Here is a 20,309-nt window from a genome sequence, read left to right on the forward strand (position 1 = left end):
CGCGGGTGCCCTACTCTGCCGGCGTCAGTTGCTCCCGGTTCAGCCGCACGGCCGCCGTCTCCCGCACGCGAACGCGGGCGCGGCGCTTGCGCCACCAGATCACGACGCCGGTGACAGAGAGCGCGGCGACCACGAGGCCCATCACCGAGATCAGGATACGCCCGAACAGTCCGACGATGCGGCCCGAATGCAGCGGAAACTGCGCCTGCACGAAGATGTCGGCGGCGGTGCCGACCCAGGGCAGCCGCTCGCCAATGGGGCGGCCGTCCTCGCTGTCGTAATAGAGCTGCGCCGGGCCGACGCCGCCGGCACCGTGATCGTCGCCGGGATGGAAGAACGCGGCGGCGTAGACGCCATGGGCCGGGCCGTAGCTGAGCGCGCCGACCGGGGTGGTCCAGCCTCGCGCCTTGCCGTCGGCGGCCGCGCGGGCAGCAATCTCGGCAAACGTCATCTTGGGCTCGATCGGATTATCGAGATCGCGATAGGGCCGCTGCTCATAGGGTGTCGGGGTGTAATTCGACACCATCTTCATCAGCGGCGAGAACACCTCGAAGTAGAGGTTCAGCGAAAACGCGGTGAAGGCGATGATGAACAGTACGCCCCACGTCCACAGGCTGAATGCGCGGTGGATGTCGAAATTGATCCGGTAGGCGCTGCCCGAGGTCTTGATGGTCCAGGCCGGCGCCCAGCGCGCCCAGAAGCCGCGCTCGAGCTGGCGCGCGACCTCAGGCGCCCGCGCGGCCTTGGCGCGCCGGCGCGAGGGCAGCGTCAGGTAGAAGCCGACGAAGCAATCGATGGTCCAGATGATGGCGATGATGCCGAGCACGCGCATGCCCCAGCGGTCGCTGCCCCAGAATTCCGGGATGTGCATCGTGTAGTGCAGCTTGTACAGAAACGAGACGAAATTCTCGCGCGTGACGGGCCACACCGCGCCCCAATAACGCCGGCCAAGCTCCGCGCCGGTGTTGGGATCGAGGAAGACCTGATTGTAGTCGAGCGGGTAACGCTTGCCGGTCGCGGGATCGATCCGCGGCATGACGAAGAACCACAGCGAGTGGCCCTGCTCCGGCGTCATGAAGAGGTAGACGACGCGCGCGCGGGGATCGCGCTGCTCGATCATCTTGGCAAGCTCGAGCGAGGGAATGGCCGGGCCCTTCGTCGAGACATCGAACAGATGGCTGTTCAGGACGTCGTCGAGCTCGTGATCCCAGGAGATGATCGCGCCGGTGATGCCGGAGAAGAACAGGAAGGCGGCCGTCAGCAGTCCCGCCCAGCGATGCAGTTTGCCGAATATCGCTCTCATCGCTCAGATCTCATTCCCACTGGGCCCGGCCCCTCATTTGCCGGACCGCTTTTCGATTGGACTCGCCGCCGGCAGTTCAGCCGGTGGGCCTTCGGCCTAACGCAGGGACAGTTGCAGTGCGAGAGGTCCGACATTAGAATTTATCGAGACTGGCCAATAAGCTGCGCGACAAAGCGTCCATGCGTGATCGGGTGTCGACGCAGCCGCGTGCGTTACGGCCAATCGGCAAAATTCAGCGTCGGTCTCGATCGCCCCGCTCTCGCGCGTGCCGCAACGCGCCGACGCCATACGCCCGGTGCCTCGCCGGTGTGCTTGCGGAAAAAGCGGCTGAAATAGGCGGTGTCCGTGAAGCCCAGCGCAAATGCGATCTGCTTGACGGCGATGGTTCCAGCCTCCAGCCGCGTCGCCGCTTCCCTGACGAGGCGCTGCTGAATCAGCTCGCTCGGCGAGCGCTTCAGCTCGCGGCTGCACAGCGCGTGCAGGCGATCCGGCGTGGTGCCGAGTAGCCTGGCGTAATCGCTGACGCGCAAGTGCTGTTGATAGCGCTCCTCGAGCAGCCTGCGGAACCGGCTCAGGATCTCGGTGCTGCTGCTCTCCTCGTTGCGGTTCCCGTCGCCAGCGAACAGGCGCCAGAATCGCAGCACGCACAGCGTCAGCTCCGCCGACATGATCGACGCTGCACCGCTGCGTGCGGGCGTGGCGACCTCGGCGGCGATCGCCGCGATGGAACGCGCGATCGTGGCCGCGAGATCGGCCTCGACCTGCAACGCCAGGATGCCGCCTGCGCCCTCGAGCGCGAGATAGGCCGCCTCCGCCGACGGCGGGAGATAGCGATGCCATGTGCCGGCGCGCAATTGCAGCAGCTGCGCCGTCGTGCCTGCCGATACCTCCAGATAGTCGGCCGATCCCGCCGGGAGCCAGACCATCGCGGGTCCGATCGTCCGCATGGACTTGCCGGCCTGACCGATCTCGGCGGTCCCTCCGCCGGGAAGGCAGAGCAGATGAAAGAACGGACGGGCCGCTTTCGAGGTCAGCGTCCATCGCCGCGCGACGTAATGCGCTGCGATCAGCTCGGCGCCCACAGGGACAGCCCCATTCGGCACGATCGCCGGCGCCGGATCGGGGCCCGCGACGCCTCGACGCACTTGGCGGTCAAGACCAGAAACGTCCAATCTTTCACCGGATTTGTCCATTGTGCGAGCAAAGCTCGGGATGCTTGCTAGGTCAAGTCTCGGTGGCGGCCGGCTCAATGATGCCGCCCTAGAGAAAGTCGGGACCAAGGGGAAACGACCACTCACTGCGATGCCGACCATCGCTTGGGTGCAACAGGAGGGAGACACGATATGTTTTCAGCGAACCGTCGAACGTTGCTGCGCGTCGCTGGCCTTGCGGCTCTGGCCGGAACGCTCTGGACCTTTCCGTCCACGGCCGATGCGCAGGAGAAGATCCGGATCGGCTACGCCATTTCCAAGACCGGTCCCTATGCCGGCGGCGCCGGCATCACCACCCTGCCCAATTATGAGCTGTGGGTGAAGGACGTGAATGCCGCCGGCGGCATCAAGCTGGGCGACAAGAAGCTGCCGATCGAGGTGGTCGAATATGACGACCGCAGCAGCTCGGAAGAAGCCGTCAAGGCGATCGAGCGCCTCGCCAACCAGGACAAGGTCGATTTCATTCTTTCGCCGTGGGGCACGGGTCTCAATCTCGCGGTCGGCCCGACTCTGAACCGTCTGGGCTACCCTCACCTCGCGGTCACGTCGGTGACCGACAAGGCGCCGGAGCTTGCCAAGCGCTGGTCGAACGCGACGTTCTGGCTCGGGACGTCGGCCCAGATATCCGAGGGGCTCGCCGATCTGCTCGGCAAGCTGAAGAGCGAAGGCAAGATCGGGGCGAACATCGCGATGGTCAGCATCGCCGACCAGTTCGGCATCGAGCTATCCGCGGCGGGCCGCGAGGCCTTCAAGAAGCACGGCTTCAAGCTTGGCTATGACAAGACCTATCCGATGGGCACGCAGGATCTCCAGCCTCTGTTGAAGGATGCGATCGCGTCGAACCCGGACGCGTTCATCGCCTTCAGCTATCCGCCGGACACGATCGCGCTGACCGAACAGGCGCAGCTGTTGAAGTTCAACCCGAAGGTTTTCTATGTCGGCGTCGGCACCGCGTTCCCGCTCTACAAGGGCAAGTTTGCCGCCAACAGCGACGGCGTGATGGGCATCGGCGGCTGGAATGCCGAGTCTCCGCAACTGAAGGAGTATCTCGCGCGCCACAAGGCCGCCACCGGCAAGGAACCGGATCGCTGGGCGAGCTCGATCACCTATGCGAGCCTGCAGGTGCTCCAGCAGGCGATCGAAAAGGTCGGCAAGCTGGATCGCACTGCTGTCGCGGCGGAAATCCGTGCGGGCACGTTCGAGACCATCATCGGCAAGGTCAAGCTGAAGGACGGGCTGCTCCAGGAGGTCTGGAGCGTCGGGCAGTGGCAGAACGGCGAGTTCTACGCCCTCGCGCCAACCTCGCTGCCGGGCGCACGTGCCGCGGTCGTGCCCAAACCGCAGTGGCAGTAAGGCTGGTTGGCAGGCCTTGCGTCCGCAAGGCCTGCCTGCCGTTCATGGGGACGCCGTTTCATGCTGCTTGTCGACATCATCCTGCCGGGCCTCGTGCTCGGCGGCATGTACGCGTTGATCGCGCTCGGGCTGACGCTGCAATATGGCGTGGCGCGGATCATGAACCTCTCCTATGGAGAGTCGCTGGTCGCGGCCGCCTTCGGCGCGTTCTCGCTCTATGGCGGCCTTGGGCTGAGCCCGCTCGCGGCGCTTCTGCTGGCGGTCCCGGTCGCGATGGTGCTGAACTGGCTACTGTATCGCTTGCTGCTGGAACGGCTGATGCGGCGCGGCAAGGACCGGGGCGCGCAGGAGATCGACAGCATCCTCGTCACCTTCGGCGTGCTGTTCGTGATCCAGGGCGCCATGCTGGTCGCCTTTGGCGGCCAGTACTACAGCTATAGCTATCTCTCCATTCCGCTGACGATCATGGGCTCGACGCTTGCCGTCAATCGGCTCGTCGCGCTGCTGTTCGCGGCGCTGGTCGGCGGCGCCGTGTACCTCGCCCTCACCCGCACCCGGATCGGCACTGCGGTACGCGCCATCGCAGTCGATGCCAACGCCGCGCGTCTGGTCGGCATCGACGTCGCGGCCCTGTCGGGGCTGGCGTTTGCCTTCGGCGGTGGCCTCGTCGCCGTAGGCGGCGTGCTGATCAGCATGTTCCTCACCTTCAATGCTGCGATGGGGGTGGTCTTCACGATGAAGGCACTGGTCGTCGTCATCATGGGCGGTGTCGGCAACGTCATCGGTGCGCTGGTCGCCGGACTGCTGCTTGGTGTGGTCGAGACCGCGGTGGCGCGGCTGGTCGATCCCGGTCTGACGCTGGCTGCGACCTACGCCCTGTTTCTCGGCGTGCTCGTGATCAAGCCGACCGGCCTGTTCGGCAGGGCCGCGTCATGACGAGACCCGTCCGGATTTTGCTATGGTGCGCCGGCCTCGCCCTCGCCGCATGCCTCGTCACCTATCCGCTCTATGCCAACGGCTATTATCTCGCGCTCGGCATCAGCGTGCTCTATTTCACGATCCTGGCGACCGCGTGGGCGATGTTCTCGGGCCCGACGCGCTACATCTCGCTTGCCACGGTCGCGTTCTTCGGGCTCGGCGCTTACACGGCTGCGGTGCTCGGCGAGACCATGCCCTGGCCGGTCGTGCTGCTGGCCGCAGCCGGCGTGGGCGCACTCACCGCCGCAATCACCGGGCTTTCGACGCTGCGGCTGTCCGGAATCTATTTCGTGATCTTCTCCTTCGGCCTGGCCGAGCTGATCCGGCAGCTCGTGATCTGGTACGAGGTCAACATCCACAAATCGGTCGGCCGCTATCTCTTCAGCGCGGTGACGCAGGACGTTCTCTACTGGCAGCTGCTGGGCTTGACCGCGGTCGTCTTCCTGGTGGGCTGGATGCTCGGGCGCTCGCGCTATGGGCTGGCCCTGCGCGCCATCGGCGCCGACGAGACCGCGGCGAGCCATTCCGGCATCGATGCCACGCGGATCAAGCTCGGCGTCTTCATTCTGAGCGCGACCTTCATGGCGGTGACCGGCGCGGTGATGGCGCCACGCTGGACCTATATCGATCCAGCCATCGCGTTCAATCCGACCATCTCCTTCCAGGTCGTGATCATGGCCCTGCTAGGCGGTGCGGGCTCGCTGTTCGGGCCCGTGCTGGGCGTCATTCCGCTCGTCCTGCTGTTCGAGGTGCTGACGGCGACGCTGCCCAACCATTTCAGCATCGTGCTCGGCGTCATCTTCGTGTTCATCGTGATGATGTTGCCGAACGGCGTAATCGGCCTGTTCGGGGCGGGCCGCTGGCGTGTTCCGGCCGGCGGTCCCGCCGCCGCGCCCGCCCGCGCGGGCGATGCACCGCTGCTCGCGGTCGACGGCGTCAGCAAATCGTTCAGCGGACTACGCGCCGTCGAGGGTGTCAGCTTCACGGTCACGCCGGGCGAGATCATCGGCATCATCGGCCCGAACGGATCCGGCAAGACGACGCTGCTGAATACGCTGTCCGGGGCGCTGCGGCCCTCCTCGGGCACGATCCGGCTGGGCGGCATCGTCCTCAACGGTATGCGCGCGCACCAGATCGCGCGCCTTGGCCTTGCGCGCACGTTCCAGCTGGTGCGCGTGATGCCGGACCTGACGGTGGCCGAAAACGTTGCGGCGGCGCGGCTGTTCTCGACGACGAACGGATCGGGCGCAACGGCAAGCGAGCTGCTGGACCTGGTCGGGCTCGGCAAGCTGCAGGAAACGCCCGCGAGCGAGCTGACCTATATCGACCAGAAGCGGCTCGAACTTGCCCGCGCGCTGGCGCTGCAGCCGCGCCTCGTGCTGCTCGACGAATGGCTGGCGGGCCTCAATCCGAGCGAGCTCGAGACCGGCATCGCGCTGATCGCGAAATTGCGCGATCGCGGCCTCACCATCATCATGGTCGAGCATGTCATGGATGCGATCCGAGCGCTGTGCAGCCATTGCATCGTCATGAATGCCGGCAGCGTGATCGCGCGCGGCGCGCCGGAGGCCGTGTTGTCCGATCCAAAAGTCGTTGCAGCCTATCTCGGAGGCGACGATGCTTGAGGTCGCCGCCCTCTCCCACTTCTATGGCAAGCACCAGGCCCTCGCCGACATTGCGCTCGGTATCGGGCAAGGCGAGATCGTCGCGATCCTCGGCGCCAACGGCGCCGGCAAGTCCACCTTGCTCAAGAGCATCGCCGGGCTGGTCAAGCCCGCGCCGGGCGCAACGATCCGGTTCGAGGGACATCACATTGGCGAACTGCCCGCCCATCTGATCGTGGAGCGCGGCATCGCCCTGGTGCCCGAAGGCCGCGGCGTGTTCGGCGATCTGACGGTTGCCGAGAATCTGCAGCTCGGCGCCTATCCCGCCCGCGCCCGCGCAGGCGAGGCAGACCGGCTCGCGAGGATCCTGCGACTGTTCCCGCGCCTTGCCGAGCGTATGGCCCAGGCCGTTCGCACCATGAGCGGCGGCGAGCAGCAGATGGTGGCGATCGGCCGGGCGCTGATGTCGAACCCGCTGCTGCTCCTGCTCGATGAGCCTTCGCTCGGCCTGTCGCCCCTGCTCAGCCGCGAAGTGTTCCGTGCACTGGCGGAGATCCGTAGCAGCGGCCTCAGCGTGTTGCTGGTCGAGCAGAATGCGCGGGCGAGCCTCGACATCGCCGACCGTGTCTACCTGATCGAGTCCGGCCGCAACGCCGGCAGCGGGCCGGCCAGTGCGATGAAGAACGATCCGGAGGTCCAGCGCGCCTATCTCGGCAAGGCCCGCGCGGCCCCGTCCCCACCATAATCGCTCAATCCCGCCTGCAACCTTTGGAGTGCATCATGAACGCGATCGACCTTCTCATCGGCGGCAAGGACCAGTCGGCCAGCCATCAGCGTACCTTCCAGCGCCACAACCCGATCTCCGGCGACGTCGCGACGATCGTGGCGGCGGCCTCGATCGACGACGCGATGCGGGCCGCGGACGCTGCGGCCGCCGCGTTCCCGGCCTGGTCACAGCTCGGCCCGTCGGAGCGCCGCAAGCGGCTCAATGCGGCCGCCGATATCCTCGCGCGCCGTGCCGCGGAGTTCACCGCGCTGATGGTCGCTGAAACCGGCGCCACCGCGGGCTGGGCCGGATTCAACGTGCACCTGGCCGAAGGCATGCTGCGCGAAGCCGCGGCCATGACGACGCAGATATCCGGCGAAGTCATACCGACCGACAAGCCCGACAACCTCGCCATGGCGTTTCGCCAGCCGGTCGGCGTGGTGCTCGGCATCGCGCCCTGGAACGCTCCCGTGATCCTCGGCGTGCGATCGGTCGCGATGCCGCTCGCCTGCGGCAATACCGTGGTGCTGAAGGCGTCCGAGATGAGCCCGGGCGTGCATCGGCTGATCGGAAGCTGCCTGGCGGAGGCCGGCCTCGGTGACGGCGTCGTCAATGTCGTCACCAACGCGCCGGAGGATGCGCAGGCGGTGGTCGAGGCGCTGATCGCCCATCCTGCGATCCGCCGCGTCAACTTCACCGGCTCGACCCGCGTCGGCCGCCTCATCGCACTCGCATGCGCCAAGCACCTGAAGCGCGCGCTGCTGGAGCTCGGCGGCAAGGCCCCGCTCGTGATCCTCGACGATGCCGACCTCGACGCCGCCGTGAATGCGGCAGCGTTCGGCGCCTTCATGAACCAGGGGCAGATCTGCATGTCGACCGAGCGGATCGTGGTCGACGACAAGGTGGCGGACGCCTTCATCGCCAAGTTCGCCGCCAAGGCCAGGAGCCTTCCCTTCGGCGATCCCCGCAAGGGCAATGTCGTGCTGGGCTCGCTGGTCAGTGACGCCGCCTGCGAGCGCGTCCGGGGCCTGATCGACGATGCCGTCGCCAAGGGCGCCGTGCTCGCTGCCGGCGGCCACGGCAGCGGCACCATCATGCCCGCCACCATCGTCGACCATGTCACGCTGGCGATGCGGATCTATGGCGAGGAGAGCTTTGGTCCGGTCGTGACCGTGGTGCGCGTGAGCGGGATCGACGAGGCCGTGCGCGTGGCCAACGACACCGAATACGGCCTCTCCTCGGCCGTGTTCGGCCGCGACATCGCCCGTGCGCTCGGCGTTGCCAGGCGGATCGAGGCGGGCATCTGCCACGTCAACGCTCCGACCGTGCATGACGAGCCTCAGATGCCGTTTGGCGGGACCAAGGCGTCAGGCTATGGCCGCTTCGGCGGCAAGGCCGCAATCGACGAGTTCACCGAACTGCGCTGGATCACCGTGCAGACCGGGCCCCGGCACTATCCGTTCTGATCGGCGGGATGCAGGTCCGGTCTCCAAGGCCGGACCGTCCTCGCATTGTGCTCACCAGCGGTAGGTCAGCCTGGCGATGGCTTTCCGCCCTTCCGCGTAGAAGCAGCCCGACATGCTGTAACATGAGGCGACATAGCGAGTGTCGGCGAGATTGGTGACGTTCAGCGCCAGGCGCCAATTGTCCCTGTTGTAGGCCAGCAGCGCGTCGAGAACGGTCGACGATCCCACCTTGAACGTGTTGGCCTCGTCGCCCCAGGTCGCGCCGACATAGCGGATGCCGCCGCCGAACTGCAGGCCGGCGAGCGGCCCGTTCTGCAGCGTATAGTCGCTCCACAGCGAAGCGCGGTTGAGCGGCACCGTAGTTGGCGCCTTGCCGACATTCACCGGATCCTGCGTGACCATGGCGTCGACATAGGCATAGGCGGCGCGCAGGTTCCAGCCATCGGCGAGCGACATCGTGCCTTCGAGCTCGATGCCGCGCGACTTCACCTGCCCGATCTGTTCGTAAAAGGTGGCCGCGGGCACGTACACAGCGACGTTATCGCGCGTCAGGTCGAAGGCGGCGAAGGTGAACAGCGCGTTCCAGCCGATCGGCTGATACTTGACGCCGACCTCGTATTGGACGCCGGTCTCGGGATTGAGCATTTGTCCGCCAAACCCGGTCGCGAGCAGCGGCAGGAACGATTCCGAGTAGCTGAAATAGGGCGCGATGCCGCTATCGAAATTGTACATCACGGCGGCTCGGCCGGTGAAGGCCGAGGCGTCCTTCGCGGCCGTGGTATTGGCGATACCGTTATCGACCTGCGTGGTCACGAAATCCTGACGGCCGCCGAGCTGGAACGAGAGCCGGCCGAGCTTGATCTGATCCTGCGCATAGACGCCGACCTGGGACTGCTTGACGCCGGTGTTGTCGTACATGGCGCCGATGGCGTAGTCGTAGCTGTAGTTCGGGTTGAAGACGTTGATCTCGGGGGACGAGGTCGTGACGCCGAAGGCGGTGTCGCGGAAGGAGGTGTTGCGATAGTCGACGCCAACCAGCGTGGTGTGGCTGAGAATGCCGGTGGTGAACTTGCCCTGGAGCTGGTTGTCCACGGCGAATGAGTTGATGTAGGAGTTGCTGTAGCTGCCATAGCGCGCGAGCTGCCCTGCGGCCTCGTTGGTATAGCCGCCGCCGTAAAACACCTTCTCCTCATTGTGCTGATAGGCGTAGCGCAGATTTTGCCGGAACGTGACGTTGTCGGTGAAATTGTGCGCGAGCTGGTAGCCGACGGTTGCGATCTCGGTGTTGAATGCGTCGAAGCCCGGCACGCCCGCGAAGAACGAGACCGGGATGGTGCGGCCGTTGTTCGGCCAAACCGTGCCCGAGGCCGGCAGGAACTGAAGGCCCCACCCTGCCCGGTCCCGCTGATAGTTGGCGAGCAGGGTGATGGTGGTGTCCTCGTTCGGCTTGAAGGTGACGGCGGGCGCGATGAAGACGCGATTGTCCTTGCTGAAATCGACCTGGGTCTCGCCGTCGCGCACGACGCCGGTCAGGCGCCACAGCACCGTGCCTTCCTTGTTGGCGGCGCCGCCCATGTCGAACTGGCCCTGATAGCGGTTGAAGCTGCCACCCGAGATCGAGACCTCGCCGAACTGCTGCGCCGTCGGCAGCTTGGTCACGTAGTTGAGAACGCCGCCTGTGCCGCTGCCGCCATACATCGCGGAGGACGGACCCTTGAGCACCTCGATACGCTCGGCCCCATAGGGCTCGAGGCCATTGAAGTGCACGTAGTTGCTGGAGGGAATCCGCAGGCCGTCGACGAAGAGGCCCGGCATCGTCATGTCGAAGCCGCGGATCTGGAGGCCGCCGAAGCGGGTGTCCGAGCCGCCATTGACGTCGCCGCTGACGCCGGCGGTGTAGCGCAAGGCCTCGCCGATCGAGACCGCGCCCTGGTTTCTGATCTGGTCGGTGGTGATGACCGACACCGACTGCGGCGTTTCGATCAGCGGCGTATCGGTCTTGGTGGCGGTGCCGCTGCGCGTCGCAACGAAACCGCGTACCGGGCCATTGGCGCGTTCGCCCGTTGCACCGTTCGATGAGGCCGACTGGGTTGGCGCAGCCTGCTGCGCCGGGCCGCGACGATTGGCGCGTGCGGTTCGCGCCGCAGCAGCCCGTCGCGACGACGCAATCGCCGCTGGACGGGTGCGCTGCGTCGGCGCTTCGACGGTGACAGAGGGAATCTGCGTCTGGGCTTGGGCAGAGCCGAAGGGCACGGCGAGAGCGAGTGTGCTGGCCGCACCGAGGAAGAGCATCTGGATTTGTCGGCGGCGCGTGTTCTTACGCGAAGAAGGTTGGAAATCGGTCACGTCTGTTGAGCCCCACGCACTGCCGGCTTTGCCGGTATCGATCTTGATGGCCCGCCCTAACTCAGGCGGTTTCGGAGTGCGATAGGAACGGCGTTAGAATTTCTCCAGACGTGTGCACAGCACGTGCGACGGATGCGCTCATGCGCGCTGCTTCTTTGGGATTGGAATGCTTCTAGAATGTTTCTGTCAGTGTGTCAGGACCCGACCGCGTGCCACGGCCGCGTCGCGCAATCAGTGTTGCGACCAAAGCCAAGGGTGCGAGCGGATGAAGGTCACGTCCAGTCCGCGTGACAACAGGTCGTGCTCTTCTCGCCAGCCAGCACGCTGCGGCTGTTGCGGTCCGGCGGAAGGTCGCCAGCCGCATTCGCCGCAAAGAATCCGGTTGGCTTCAACACGAAGCCGGCATATTCCACCGGCATGATCGGAAAGTCTTCGGGCTTGCAGACATGGGTGTGGCCGAAGGAGTGCCACACCACGATGTCGGCATTCTCGATATTGCGATTCTGCGCGGCATAGCGCGGCAGGCCGTCACCGCCGGCGTGAACGTTGGGATAGTCGCCGCTGGCGTATTTCTCGGCCGGATCGAATGCAGTCACCCAGACATGCTTGGTGGCGAAGCCGCCGCGCTTGCGCACGTAACTACCCTCCTGGGCCAGCATCAGCGGGCTGGGATTGACGACGAGCTTGTAGGCCGGTGCACCGCCGACCGAGTTGATCTCGTTCGGATTACTGATCTTCCAGAATCGGCCGGTCTCGCCATTGGCGACCGCTGCGGCGTCGCGCTCGCGCGACAGCACGCGCGTGGTGGTGTCGAACACGTTGCCGTGCGGATTGTCGTCGCCCCAGGGCCGCGGCACGAACTCGTGCTCCGTCACCGTGTTACCGCCGCCGTCGAGATCCATATGCAGGCGGACGTTGAAGAAGTGCTGGTGCGTGGGGCCGCCGAGATTATCGTCGACCATGCCGCCCCATCGGTACTTTTCGCCCGGCCGCACCGCGGCGGTCTGGATGATGCCGGTGAGTTTCGTCTCCAGCTGAATCGTGCCGTCCTGATAGAGATACCAGTAGAAGCCGTAATCGTAATTGCCGACGGTGGCGAAGAACGAGATCACGAGCCGTCGGGATCTCCGCACCTCGAAAAGGCCGTTGCGAAACTCGTAGTGCTTCCAGGCAATCCCGTAATCCTCCTCATGCATGCAGATCGCGTTCTGCATGACGAAGGGCTCGCCCTTGTTGTCGGCGGCAGGCACGTCGAAATAGTGGATGTTGCCGAGGCAGTCGCAGCCCAGCTCCAGCGCGTTGGCGAGCATGCCGAGCCCGTATTCGCCGGCATCGAAAGCCGACTTCCAGAAATGGTTGGCGGTCGGATCGGCATAAGGCACCACCATCTCGGTGACGCTGGCGCGGTGGATCAGCGACCGCTTACGCGCGCCGTCCTGGTAGGCGAGCTGATGCAGCACGAGGCCCTCGCGCGGCGTGAAGCCGACTCGGAAGCTCCATTTCTGCCAGTCGACTTTCCAGCCGTCGACCTTGAAGCTCGGCCCTTCCGGCTGCTCGATATGCAGCGGCTTGATGTCGGTGCGCGGGTTTGGCACCTCATGCGCGCCGTAGTTCCGTTTCTTGCGCGGAATCGGCACGATCGGATCTTCATCCGTGAGCTCGATGATCTTGCCCCCGATGAGGTCGACCACAGCGACAACGCCCTCGATCGGATGGGCGTAGCCGTTGTCCTGAAGGTGCTCGCGAAAATAGCTGACGGCCCGCACGATGCGGGCGCCGCGCTCGAACTCCTTGTCGAAGAATCCGGAGGAGAACGGGTCGACCTGAACCAGCTCGATGTCCTTGTCGGTCAGCCCGCGCCGAACCATCGCCGCCCGCCAAGCGGGATCGGCCTTCACCACGGCATCGCACTTGAAGAACTCTTCCAGCATCACCGGCGGCTGCCCATAGGGCGCCTCGCGATTCGGCACGACCTTGCGGCCGACGATCTCGCCGCGGCCGAGGTCGACGATATGCTCGATCGCCTCGCCCGTGGCGACGTCGAGCGTCAACGCGAAGGCACGGCGTCCCACCTCGCCTGAAGCCAGCTCCTGCTTGGTCGGCTCCTCCAGCCGCACCGTCGGGAAACGGCAGTTCGCCGCTGAGGCGGCCGCCGCCCGCACCAAAGCGCAAGCCGCGGTGATCTCGTCGGCCGTCAGCGGATCGAGCGGATGCGGTGTCGCGGTCTGCGCTTGCGGTTGGGCTTTGGCGGTTTCAAGCATGAGGACGTCCAAATATCAGGCGAGATGTGCGGTGATGGCGCGGAAGGCAGCAAACCAGCGCTGGTCGATCGACACGTCCATCGCCTTGGGCTGTGTTGCGAGCTTGACGATGACGGTGTCGGAGTCGAGGTCGACATAGAGGTGCTGGCCGTGAATGCCGATCGCGGTGAGCGCGTTGCGCGAAGGATCGATGGTGAACCATTTGCTGCGGTAGCGCGCGCCCGGGAAGAACTCGGCGAGGTCGCCATCGGCCCACGCCTTGCAATCACCGTTCTCGCGGATATCGTCGATCCACCAGCCCGGCACCACCTGCCGGCCCTCGACGACGCCGCGGCAGCGGATCATCTCCCCGAAGCGGACGAGATCGCGCGCGGTGACCGAGATGCCGCCGGCAATGCGGCCCATGCCGTGGCTATCGAGTGTGAGAGAGCCGTCCTCCTCCGCGCCCAGGGGCTGCCAGAGAAACTCGGAGAGAATAAGATGGTAGGGCATCCCGCAGGCGCGTTCATACACCCAGCCGAGCACCTCGGTATTGGGCGAGACGTAGTGGAACACCTTGCCGTGCGGCTTGCCGCTGCCGCGCAGCGTCGTCAGATAAGCGCGCTGATGGCTGGGCTCGACGTCCGGCGGCGGCACGTCCCAGCCCGAGGAGAACCGATAGCGCGCGAGGTCGCCGGCGGGGTCCTCGTAATCCTCCTCGAACTTGATGGCGACGGCCATGTCGAGCAGGTTGCGGACGGTGCAGCCGGCGTAGGCCGATGTCTCCAGCTCCGGCACGTAGCGCAGCACCCTCGCCTCTGGATCGACCAGGCCGCGCGCGGCCAGCACGCCGCCGAGCGTGCCAGCGATCGCCTTGCTGATCGAGCAGATCAGATGCGGCGTGGTCGCGCTCATGCCGTCACCGTACCATTCATGGATCAGCGTACCCTGATGCATCACGAGGAGCGTGTCGGCAAAGGTTTCGCGTAGCGCGCACTCGATCGTGGTCGCGTTGCCATCAGGCCCGGTGAAGCCGAGCTTTGCCAGTTCGCGCGGGGCGCTTCTCATTGGCGTCGGCCGGGCGGAGCGGCGAATCTCTGCGGTCGGCAGCACTTCGCGGGTGTGGGTAAAACCCCAGCGGATCGCGGGAAAGCTGCGCCAATTGGCGCGCGTCACCTGAGCCTCGGGTACGGGCGGGCTGCCGCGCATGACATCGGTCGATCGCATCTCGCTCCCTCCGCGAAGCGCCGTCCCGGCAGCGATGTCGGAACGGCAGGACGGAAGCCTGCACGGCGGCGCTGTCAGGCGTTATCGAGATCCGGCAATATTTTGCTGGACAGCGTCTCTGGCCGTGCCAGTCTGGCGTGGTTCCTGCTCGCTGCTCGGCTCAAGGATTTTCGACGTACTGCCATGGCCTTAACGGCAAATCTTCCGATTCAGGACTCGGCTGCGGGCCTGCTCCAGGCGAACAGCACGGATGTCGACGAGCATTGCGCAAGCCTCGGCCGCTGGCGGCTGAGCTACGATCAGATCAGCGCCGGCGCGTTCCGGGGCAGCTTCACGCAACTCTCCTTGCCCCGGCTGGAGGTGTTCTGCGAGATCACCAGCCAGCAGGTCCGCCAATATGGCCAGCTTGGCGCCGACAGTTTTGGCATCGGCCTGCCCTGGCACGGCGACGGCGAGCTCAGCTTCAACGGGACCGGTGCCAGCGGCGCCCGCGTCCTCGCCAGCATCGACGCCGAGATCGACATGTGTACCCCGAAGGCCTTCGAGCTGCGCGGCGTCGTTGCCAGCACGGTGTTGATCGCAGAGCTCGCCGCCCGGCTCGACATCGAGCTGCCGCGCACCGCCTGGCACCGGCTGCAGGTGATCGAAATGGCGGAAGCGCCGGTCGCGCGGCTGCGGGCGCATCTGGCCGCCATTCAAGCGACGATCACGACCGCTCCGGCAACGTTCAACGATCCGGCGGCGAGGCAGGCCCTGGAAGACGCCCTCCTCGTCGAGATCATGGACATGCTGCCGACCGCACGCCCGAGCGATCCCGGCCGCAGCGCGGCGGCTCGGAAGCGAACCGTGGATCGTGCCCGCGAGCTGATGCATGACAGGGGCGATCGCTCGCTCTCGCTGCTGGAGGTCTGCAAGGCCGTCGGCGCCAGCCCGCGCAAGCTCGGCTATTGCTTCCAGGAGGTTTTGGGCACGAGCCCGATGCACTATTGGCGCGCGATGCGACTGAACCGTGTGCGGCGCGATCTCAAGGGCGCCGGCGGCAACGAGACCTCGGTCTACGACGTCGCGGTGCAGCACGGATTCTGGCACTTCAGCCAGTTCTCGCTCGACTACAAGCGTCACTTCGGCGAGCTGCCCTCGCAGACGCTGCGTCGCGCGAGGTGTGCCGCCTGACCGGATTCAGCGATGCCGCAGCCGGCGGTTGACCCGGCGCGCCAGGTAATCGCCGGCGCTCTGGACTATCTGCACCAGTGCGATCAGCACGACTACGACGGCCAGCATCATCTCCGGCATGAAGCGCTGATAGCCGTAGCGGATGCCGAGATCGCCAAGGCCGCCGCCGCCGACTGCGCCGACCATCGCGGAATAGCCGAGCAGGCTGACCACCGCGAGCGTCAGCGCCAGCAGCAGGCCGGGCAGCGCCTCCGGGATCAGGACCTTGAGCACGATCTGAAGGGGCGAAGCGCCGAACGAGGACGCAGTCTCGATCAGGCCGCCGTCGACCTCGCGGATCGCAGCCTCGACGAGGCGCGCGATGAACGGCGTCGAGGCGATGGTCAGCGGCACGATAGCGGCGGTCGAGCCGATCGAGGTGCCGGCAACGAGGCGCGTGAACGGGATGATGGCGACGACGAGGATAATGAAGGGCGTCGAGCGCGTCGCATTGACGACGATGCCGAGCACGCGATTGACGATGGGCGCCGCGAACAGCTCGCCTTTGCGGCTGGTGGCCAGGAACACGCCGAGCGGCAGGCCGAACGCGGTGCCGAGCAGCGCCGCGATGCCGACCATGTACAGGCTTTCGAAGGTAGCCTGGACGATCAGGTTGATGAGTTCAGGCGACATAGCCGAGACGCTCCGCCGAGAATTGATATCGAGAGAGCCAGGCGAGCGTCCGCATCACCGCGTCCTCGCCGCCGGGAATTCCGAGCGTCAGCGAGCCGACATGCTGGCCGCCAATCTCGTCGATGCGCGCCGACAGCAGCGACACGTCGAGGGCTAGCTCACGCGCGAGGCGGGCCACCACGGTATCGCCGGCCCCTGCCCCGCGCACCTGGATCCGGATCACGGCCTGCCCGCCGGCAGGCTGCGTCGAAACGATTCGGCTCGCCAGCGAGACCGGCAGGCTGTCGCCGATCACCTCGGCCAGGAAGGACTGCGTGATCGGATGTCTTGGCTGCGTGAAGATGTCGGCGACGTGGCCACTCTCGACGACGCGGCCGGCGTCCAATACCACCACCTCCTTGGCGAGCTGGCGCACCACGGACATCTCATGCGTGATCAGCACGATGGTCACGCCGAGCTCGCGGTTGATGTTCGCAAGCAGATCGAGGATCGCGCGCGTGGTCTGCGGATCGAGTGCCGAGGTCGCCTCGTCCGACAGCAGCACGCTCGGCCGCGTCGCCAGGGCGCGGGCGATGCCGACGCGCTGCTTCTGGCCGCCGGACAGTTCGGAAGGATAGCGGTCGTGCTTGTCGGCGATGCCGACCAGCGCGAGCAGCTCGGCGACGCGGGCCTTGATGTCGGTCTTGGTCCAACCGGCGATCTCCAGCGGCAGCGCGATGTTGTCGGCCGCGGTGCGCGAGGACAGCAGGTTGAAATGCTGGAAGATCATGCCGATCGAGCGCTGCGCCAGCCGCAGCTCGCGGCCGGCCAAGGCCGAGATATCGCGGCCGTCGACGATCACACGGCCCGTGGTCGGCTTCTCCAGGCCGTTGATGAGCCGGACCAGGCTCGACTTGCCGGCGCCGGAGCGGCCGATCACGCCGGTGACGGAGCCGCGCGGAATGGCGAAGTCGATGTCTTGCAGCGCGTTGACGCCGGGCTTGCCGCGATAGGCCGGATAGGTCTTGGAGATGCCGGCGAAACGGACCATCGCGTGCGGCACGGCGAGCGCGGGTGAAATCGCTTCGATCGTTTCGATCGGTCGTCCGATCGCGAGCGATTGGCGGGCATTCATGGAGATGGCCTTCATGCACGATAGCTCGGTCACCCAGATGCCCAGGGCACATGGGAACCGGTCGCGTCTGCGACGGGGGGAGAATGGCGACGAGGGCTCAATCGAGCGCGCTGCACCGCAGCACGCACCTTCGCTCTTTCTGGTCTTCCTTGCAATCTCAGATATTTGGGAGGACTTGGAGGAAGTTTTCCCGATCGCCTCCAGGCGGAGAAGATTATCCGCCGACTATCGGCGCTGTGATCACCGACCCCGGAACCGCGGCTTGCGGCGCGTCAGGAACGCCTCCACGCCCTCCTTGTGGTCCTCGCTGAGGCTGGCGAGCGCGAACTGATCGACATCCATGTGGCTCGCAAGGTCGTCCAGCGCATGCGCGAGCCGGTTGACGGTCAGCTTGGTCATGGCGACGGACAGCGGCGGCTGCGCGGCAACCTTGCGGGCAAGCTCCATGGCGGCATCGAGCGCATGGCCGGGATCCGCCACCTGCTCGACGAGCCCCCATTCATAGGCCTCGTCCGCGCTGATACGCTGGTCGGCTAGGATCACCGCCTGCTTGGTGCGGGCCGGCCCAATCAGATGCAGCATGCGCGGGATGCTCTGCCAGCTCATATTCATGCCGAGCCCGATCTCGGGCACGCGCAGATGCGCATCGCGCCCCATCACCCGGAAATCGAGCGCCACCGCGAGGGCGACGCCGCCGCCGACGCAAAAGCCTTCGATCGCGGCGATGGTGATCTGTTCCATCTCTTGCCAGACGTGCGTCAGGCGCGGCCCGAGCTTGAGGTGCCGCCGCAGCGCGCCGAGGTCCATCTCCTTGCGCGAGCGTCCCTCAGCGTCCTTGAGATCGAAGCCGGCGCTGAAGGCGCCCGAGCTGCCGGTCAGCACAACGACCGAGGTCGCTGCATCGTCCTCGAAGCTGCGCGCGGCCGCCGTGAGCTGGCGCAGCGCCTCCGGCGAGAGCGCGTTGATGCCGTCGCCGCGGTCGAAGCGCACGACCGCGATCCGCCCCTCCGGCCCGAGACCCTTCTCGATCTTCACGTAGTCGGTCACCATCATCTCCACGATGTTTGCGGGATGCTAGCGCACAACTGCCCTCACGCATACGTGCCAGGACTGCACTGCAACGAGCCCTCGACAGCCCCTAGCCATTGCGCCTATCTTCCGCCGCATGAGCCAAGATCACGACCATCATCACCACGATCACGATCATTCCGAGCTGTCCGAGACCGAGCTGCGCGTGCGCGCGCTCGAGACGATCCTGACCGAAAAAGGCTATGTCGAGCCGGCTGCGCTCGACGCTATCATCCAGGCCTATGAGACCAAGATCGGCCCGCACAATGGCGCGCGCGTGGTCGCCAAAGCCTGGACCGATCCGGCGTTCAAGACGGCGCTGCTGCAGGACGGCTCCAAGGCGATCGGCACGCTCGGCCATGTCAGCCGCGTCGGCGATCATCTCGTCGTGGTCGAGAACACGCCCGAGCGGCACAACATGGTCGTGTGCACACTGTGCTCCTGCTACCCCTGGGAAATGCTCGGGCTGCCGCCGGTCTGGTACAAGGCCGCGCCCTACCGCTCGCGCGCGGTGAAGGACCCGCGCGGCGTGCTCGCCGATTTCGGCGTCGCGCTGCCGAAGGACACCGAGATCCGGGTGTGGGATTCCACCGCCGAGACGCGCTTCCTGGTGCTGCCGATGCGCCCCGCGGGCACGGAAGGCTGGAGCGAGGAGCAGCTCGCCGAGCTCGTGACGCGCGACTCCATGATCGGCACCGGTTTCCCCAAGACGCCGGGCGCACCGTCGTGAACGGCGTGCACGACATGGGCGGCATGGACGGGTTCGGCAAGGTCGAGCCTGAGCCGAACGAGCCGATGTTTCACGAGGAATGGGAGTCGCGCGTGCTGGCCATGGTGCGCGCGATGGGCGCGGCCGGCGCCTTCAACATCGACACCTCGCGCTTCTATCGCGAGACCTTGCCGCCGCACGTCTATCTCTCGAGCTCTTATTACAAGAAATGGTTTCTCGGGCTCGAGGAGATGCTGATCGACAAGGGCTATCTCACCCGCGAGGAGGTCGCTGCCGGCCATGCGATGCAGCCTGCAAAGGCGCTCAAGCACGGCAAGTTCGACCGCGCCAATGTCGAGCGCGTGATGGTGCGCGGCAAGTTCGGCCGCCCTGCCCCGGCTCCGGCGAAATTCAACATCGGCGATCGCGTCCGCGCCAGGAATATTCATCCAGCCACGCACACGCGGCTGCCGCGCTATGTCCGTGGCCATGTCGGCGTGGTCGAGCTGAACCATGGCTGTCACGTGTTTCCTGACACGGCGGCGATGGAGCGCGGGGAGAACCCGCAATGGCTCTACACCGTGGTGTTCGAGGGCCGCGATCTCTGGGGCGAGGACGGCGATCCCACGCTGAAGGTCTCGATCGACGCGTTCGAGCCCTATCTGGATCCGGCGTGATGAGCAGCGCGCTTGCGGCCGCCGCGACGGCGGCGATCCCGAGCATTCCGTGCGACGACGACGGCCCGGTGTTCCGAGCGCCCTGGGAGGCGCATGCCTTCGCGATGGCCTTGAGCCTGCACGAGCGCGGCGTATTCACCTGGCCGGAATGGGCCGCAGCACTCGCAGACGAGATCAAGCGCGCCCAGGCCGCCGGCGACCCTGATACCGGCGAGACCTACTATCTGCACTGGCTCGCCACGCTGGAGGGCCTCGTCGCCCGCAAGGGCGTCGCGTCGATGGAGACGCTGCACCGCTATCGGAATGCGTGGGACCACGCCGCCGATCGCACGCCGCACGGCAAGCCGATCGAGCTCAGGCCGGAGGATTTTGGTTAGCTGTTGCCTCTCGTTATTGCGAGCG

Annotated in this window: 17 protein-coding genes; 9 read left to right on the plus strand and 8 right to left on the minus strand. The window is 66.0% G+C overall.

What is annotated here, in order from left to right:
• Positions 1–10: 10 nt before the first annotated feature.
• Entirely contained in the window at positions 11–1,303 is a 1,293-nt protein-coding gene (fsrB, locus tag I6F37_RS06385) for a siderophore utilization protein FsrB (protein WP_036028050.1), read from the minus strand.
• Between the two features lie 212 nt (positions 1,304–1,515).
• Entirely contained in the window at positions 1,516–2,448 is a 933-nt protein-coding gene (locus I6F37_RS06390) for a helix-turn-helix domain-containing protein (protein WP_225150650.1), read from the minus strand.
• A 198-nt stretch (positions 2,449–2,646) separates the two neighbouring features.
• Here I6F37_RS06390 and I6F37_RS06395 point away from each other — a divergent pair, with 198 nt between their 5' ends.
• From I6F37_RS06395 to I6F37_RS06415, 5 genes are read left to right on the plus strand one after another with little or no spacing between them, the layout of a single operon-like run.
• Entirely contained in the window at positions 2,647–3,867 is a 1,221-nt protein-coding gene (locus I6F37_RS06395; RefSeq protein ID WP_225150652.1) for an amino acid ABC transporter substrate-binding protein, read from the plus strand.
• 60 nt (positions 3,868–3,927) lie between these two features.
• Positions 3,928–4,803, plus strand: a complete 876-nt coding sequence (locus I6F37_RS06400; RefSeq protein WP_225125393.1) for a branched-chain amino acid ABC transporter permease — start codon at positions 3,928–3,930, stop codon at positions 4,801–4,803.
• Positions 4,800–6,470 carry an ATP-binding cassette domain-containing protein gene (locus tag I6F37_RS06405; RefSeq protein ID WP_225150653.1) on the plus strand — a complete coding sequence of 557 codons (1,671 nt, stop codon included), beginning with the start codon at positions 4,800–4,802 and terminating at the stop codon, positions 6,468–6,470. The genes I6F37_RS06400 and I6F37_RS06405 overlap by 4 nt, the downstream gene beginning before the upstream one ends.
• The gene (locus I6F37_RS06410) at positions 6,463–7,194 is read left to right on the plus strand and encodes an ABC transporter ATP-binding protein (RefSeq protein WP_057029189.1); all 732 of its coding nucleotides are present in this window, start codon (positions 6,463–6,465) and stop codon (positions 7,192–7,194) included. Before I6F37_RS06405 ends, I6F37_RS06410 begins: the two co-directional genes overlap by 8 nt.
• Before the next feature lie 35 nt (positions 7,195–7,229).
• Positions 7,230–8,681: an aldehyde dehydrogenase gene (locus I6F37_RS06415; RefSeq protein ID WP_225150656.1), complete on the plus strand. Its 1,452-nt coding sequence runs from the start codon at positions 7,230–7,232 to the stop codon at positions 8,679–8,681.
• Positions 8,682–8,732: 51 nt separating this feature from the next.
• Here the strand turns inward: I6F37_RS06415 and I6F37_RS06420 are convergent, their stop codons facing one another.
• The 3 genes from I6F37_RS06420 to I6F37_RS06430 form a co-directional block, all read right to left on the minus strand.
• On the minus strand, positions 8,733–10,973 hold the full coding sequence (locus I6F37_RS06420; protein WP_225150657.1) for a TonB-dependent siderophore receptor: 2,241 nt from the start codon (positions 10,971–10,973) through the stop codon (positions 8,733–8,735).
• A 326-nt stretch (positions 10,974–11,299) separates the two neighbouring features.
• Positions 11,300–13,288: a primary-amine oxidase gene (locus I6F37_RS06425; RefSeq protein WP_225150659.1), complete on the minus strand. Its 1,989-nt coding sequence runs from the start codon at positions 13,286–13,288 to the stop codon at positions 11,300–11,302.
• 15 nt (positions 13,289–13,303) lie between these two features.
• Positions 13,304–14,494 (minus strand): serine hydrolase, encoded by a 1,191-nt coding sequence (locus I6F37_RS06430; protein WP_225150661.1) that lies wholly within the window; start codon positions 14,492–14,494, stop codon positions 13,304–13,306.
• A gap of 183 nt (positions 14,495–14,677) precedes the next feature.
• Between I6F37_RS06430 and I6F37_RS06435 the strand changes: the two genes are divergently transcribed.
• Positions 14,678–15,667 (plus strand): helix-turn-helix domain-containing protein, encoded by a 990-nt coding sequence (locus tag I6F37_RS06435; RefSeq protein ID WP_225150663.1) that lies wholly within the window; start codon positions 14,678–14,680, stop codon positions 15,665–15,667.
• A gap of 6 nt (positions 15,668–15,673) precedes the next feature.
• Here the strand turns inward: I6F37_RS06435 and I6F37_RS06440 are convergent, their stop codons facing one another.
• From I6F37_RS06440 to I6F37_RS06450, 3 genes are all read right to left on the minus strand, one after another.
• A complete protein-coding gene (locus I6F37_RS06440) occupies positions 15,674–16,339 on the minus strand; it encodes a methionine ABC transporter permease (protein ID WP_057029183.1) in 666 nt (221 codons plus the stop codon).
• Complete coding sequence (locus I6F37_RS06445; protein ID WP_225125406.1) at positions 16,329–17,468, minus strand: methionine ABC transporter ATP-binding protein; 1,140 nt, start codon at positions 17,466–17,468, stop codon at positions 16,329–16,331. Before I6F37_RS06445 ends, I6F37_RS06440 begins: the two co-directional genes overlap by 11 nt.
• A gap of 225 nt (positions 17,469–17,693) precedes the next feature.
• Complete coding sequence (locus tag I6F37_RS06450) at positions 17,694–18,500, minus strand: enoyl-CoA hydratase/isomerase family protein (RefSeq protein ID WP_225125408.1); 807 nt, start codon at positions 18,498–18,500, stop codon at positions 17,694–17,696.
• Between the two features lie 118 nt (positions 18,501–18,618).
• On the opposite strand from I6F37_RS06450, the gene nthA reads away from it, so the two are divergent.
• The 3 genes from nthA to I6F37_RS06465 are packed head-to-tail and all read left to right on the plus strand — an operon-like array spanning position 18,619 to position 20,284.
• Positions 18,619–19,251 (plus strand): nitrile hydratase subunit alpha, encoded by a 633-nt coding sequence (gene nthA / locus I6F37_RS06455; RefSeq protein WP_035999337.1) that lies wholly within the window; start codon positions 18,619–18,621, stop codon positions 19,249–19,251.
• Positions 19,248–19,907, plus strand: coding sequence for a nitrile hydratase subunit beta (gene nthB / locus I6F37_RS06460; protein WP_057029182.1), 660 nt, complete (start codon positions 19,248–19,250; stop codon positions 19,905–19,907). Before nthA ends, nthB begins: the two co-directional genes overlap by 4 nt.
• Entirely contained in the window at positions 19,907–20,284 is a 378-nt protein-coding gene (locus I6F37_RS06465; RefSeq protein ID WP_036028031.1) for a nitrile hydratase accessory protein, read from the plus strand. The genes nthB and I6F37_RS06465 overlap by 1 nt, the downstream gene beginning before the upstream one ends.
• The last annotated feature ends 25 nt before the right edge of the window (positions 20,285–20,309 follow it).

Source organism: Bradyrhizobium sp. NBAIM08 (genome assembly GCF_020193935.1).
In the GTDB taxonomy this organism is placed as follows: domain Bacteria; phylum Pseudomonadota; class Alphaproteobacteria; order Rhizobiales; family Xanthobacteraceae; genus Bradyrhizobium; species Bradyrhizobium yuanmingense.

Excerpts from the sequence above, each read along its gene's own strand:
- fsrB (WP_036028050.1), bottom strand. The coding sequence starts at position 1,303 with ATGAGAGCGATATTCGGCAAACTGCATCGCTGGGCGGGACTGCTGACG.
- I6F37_RS06395 (WP_225150652.1), top strand. The coding sequence starts at position 2,647 with ATGTTTTCAGCGAACCGTCGAACGTTGCTGCGCGTCGCTGGCCTTGCG.
- I6F37_RS06400 (WP_225125393.1), top strand. The coding sequence starts at position 3,928 with ATGCTGCTTGTCGACATCATCCTGCCGGGCCTCGTGCTCGGCGGCATG.
- I6F37_RS06405 (WP_225150653.1), top strand. The coding sequence starts at position 4,800 with ATGACGAGACCCGTCCGGATTTTGCTATGGTGCGCCGGCCTCGCCCTC.
- I6F37_RS06410 (WP_057029189.1), top strand. The coding sequence starts at position 6,463 with ATGCTTGAGGTCGCCGCCCTCTCCCACTTCTATGGCAAGCACCAGGCC.
- I6F37_RS06415 (WP_225150656.1), top strand. The coding sequence starts at position 7,230 with ATGAACGCGATCGACCTTCTCATCGGCGGCAAGGACCAGTCGGCCAGC.
- I6F37_RS06420 (WP_225150657.1), bottom strand. The coding sequence starts at position 10,973 with ATGCTCTTCCTCGGTGCGGCCAGCACACTCGCTCTCGCCGTGCCCTTC.
- I6F37_RS06425 (WP_225150659.1), bottom strand. The coding sequence starts at position 13,288 with ATGCTTGAAACCGCCAAAGCCCAACCGCAAGCGCAGACCGCGACACCG.
- I6F37_RS06430 (WP_225150661.1), bottom strand. The coding sequence starts at position 14,494 with ATGCGATCGACCGATGTCATGCGCGGCAGCCCGCCCGTACCCGAGGCT.
- I6F37_RS06435 (WP_225150663.1), top strand. The coding sequence starts at position 14,678 with ATGGCCTTAACGGCAAATCTTCCGATTCAGGACTCGGCTGCGGGCCTG.
- I6F37_RS06440 (WP_057029183.1), bottom strand. The coding sequence starts at position 16,339 with ATGTCGCCTGAACTCATCAACCTGATCGTCCAGGCTACCTTCGAAAGC.
- I6F37_RS06445 (WP_225125406.1), bottom strand. The coding sequence starts at position 17,468 with ATGAAGGCCATCTCCATGAATGCCCGCCAATCGCTCGCGATCGGACGA.
- nthA (WP_035999337.1), top strand. The coding sequence starts at position 18,619 with ATGAGCCAAGATCACGACCATCATCACCACGATCACGATCATTCCGAG.
- I6F37_RS06465 (WP_036028031.1), top strand. The coding sequence starts at position 19,907 with ATGAGCAGCGCGCTTGCGGCCGCCGCGACGGCGGCGATCCCGAGCATT.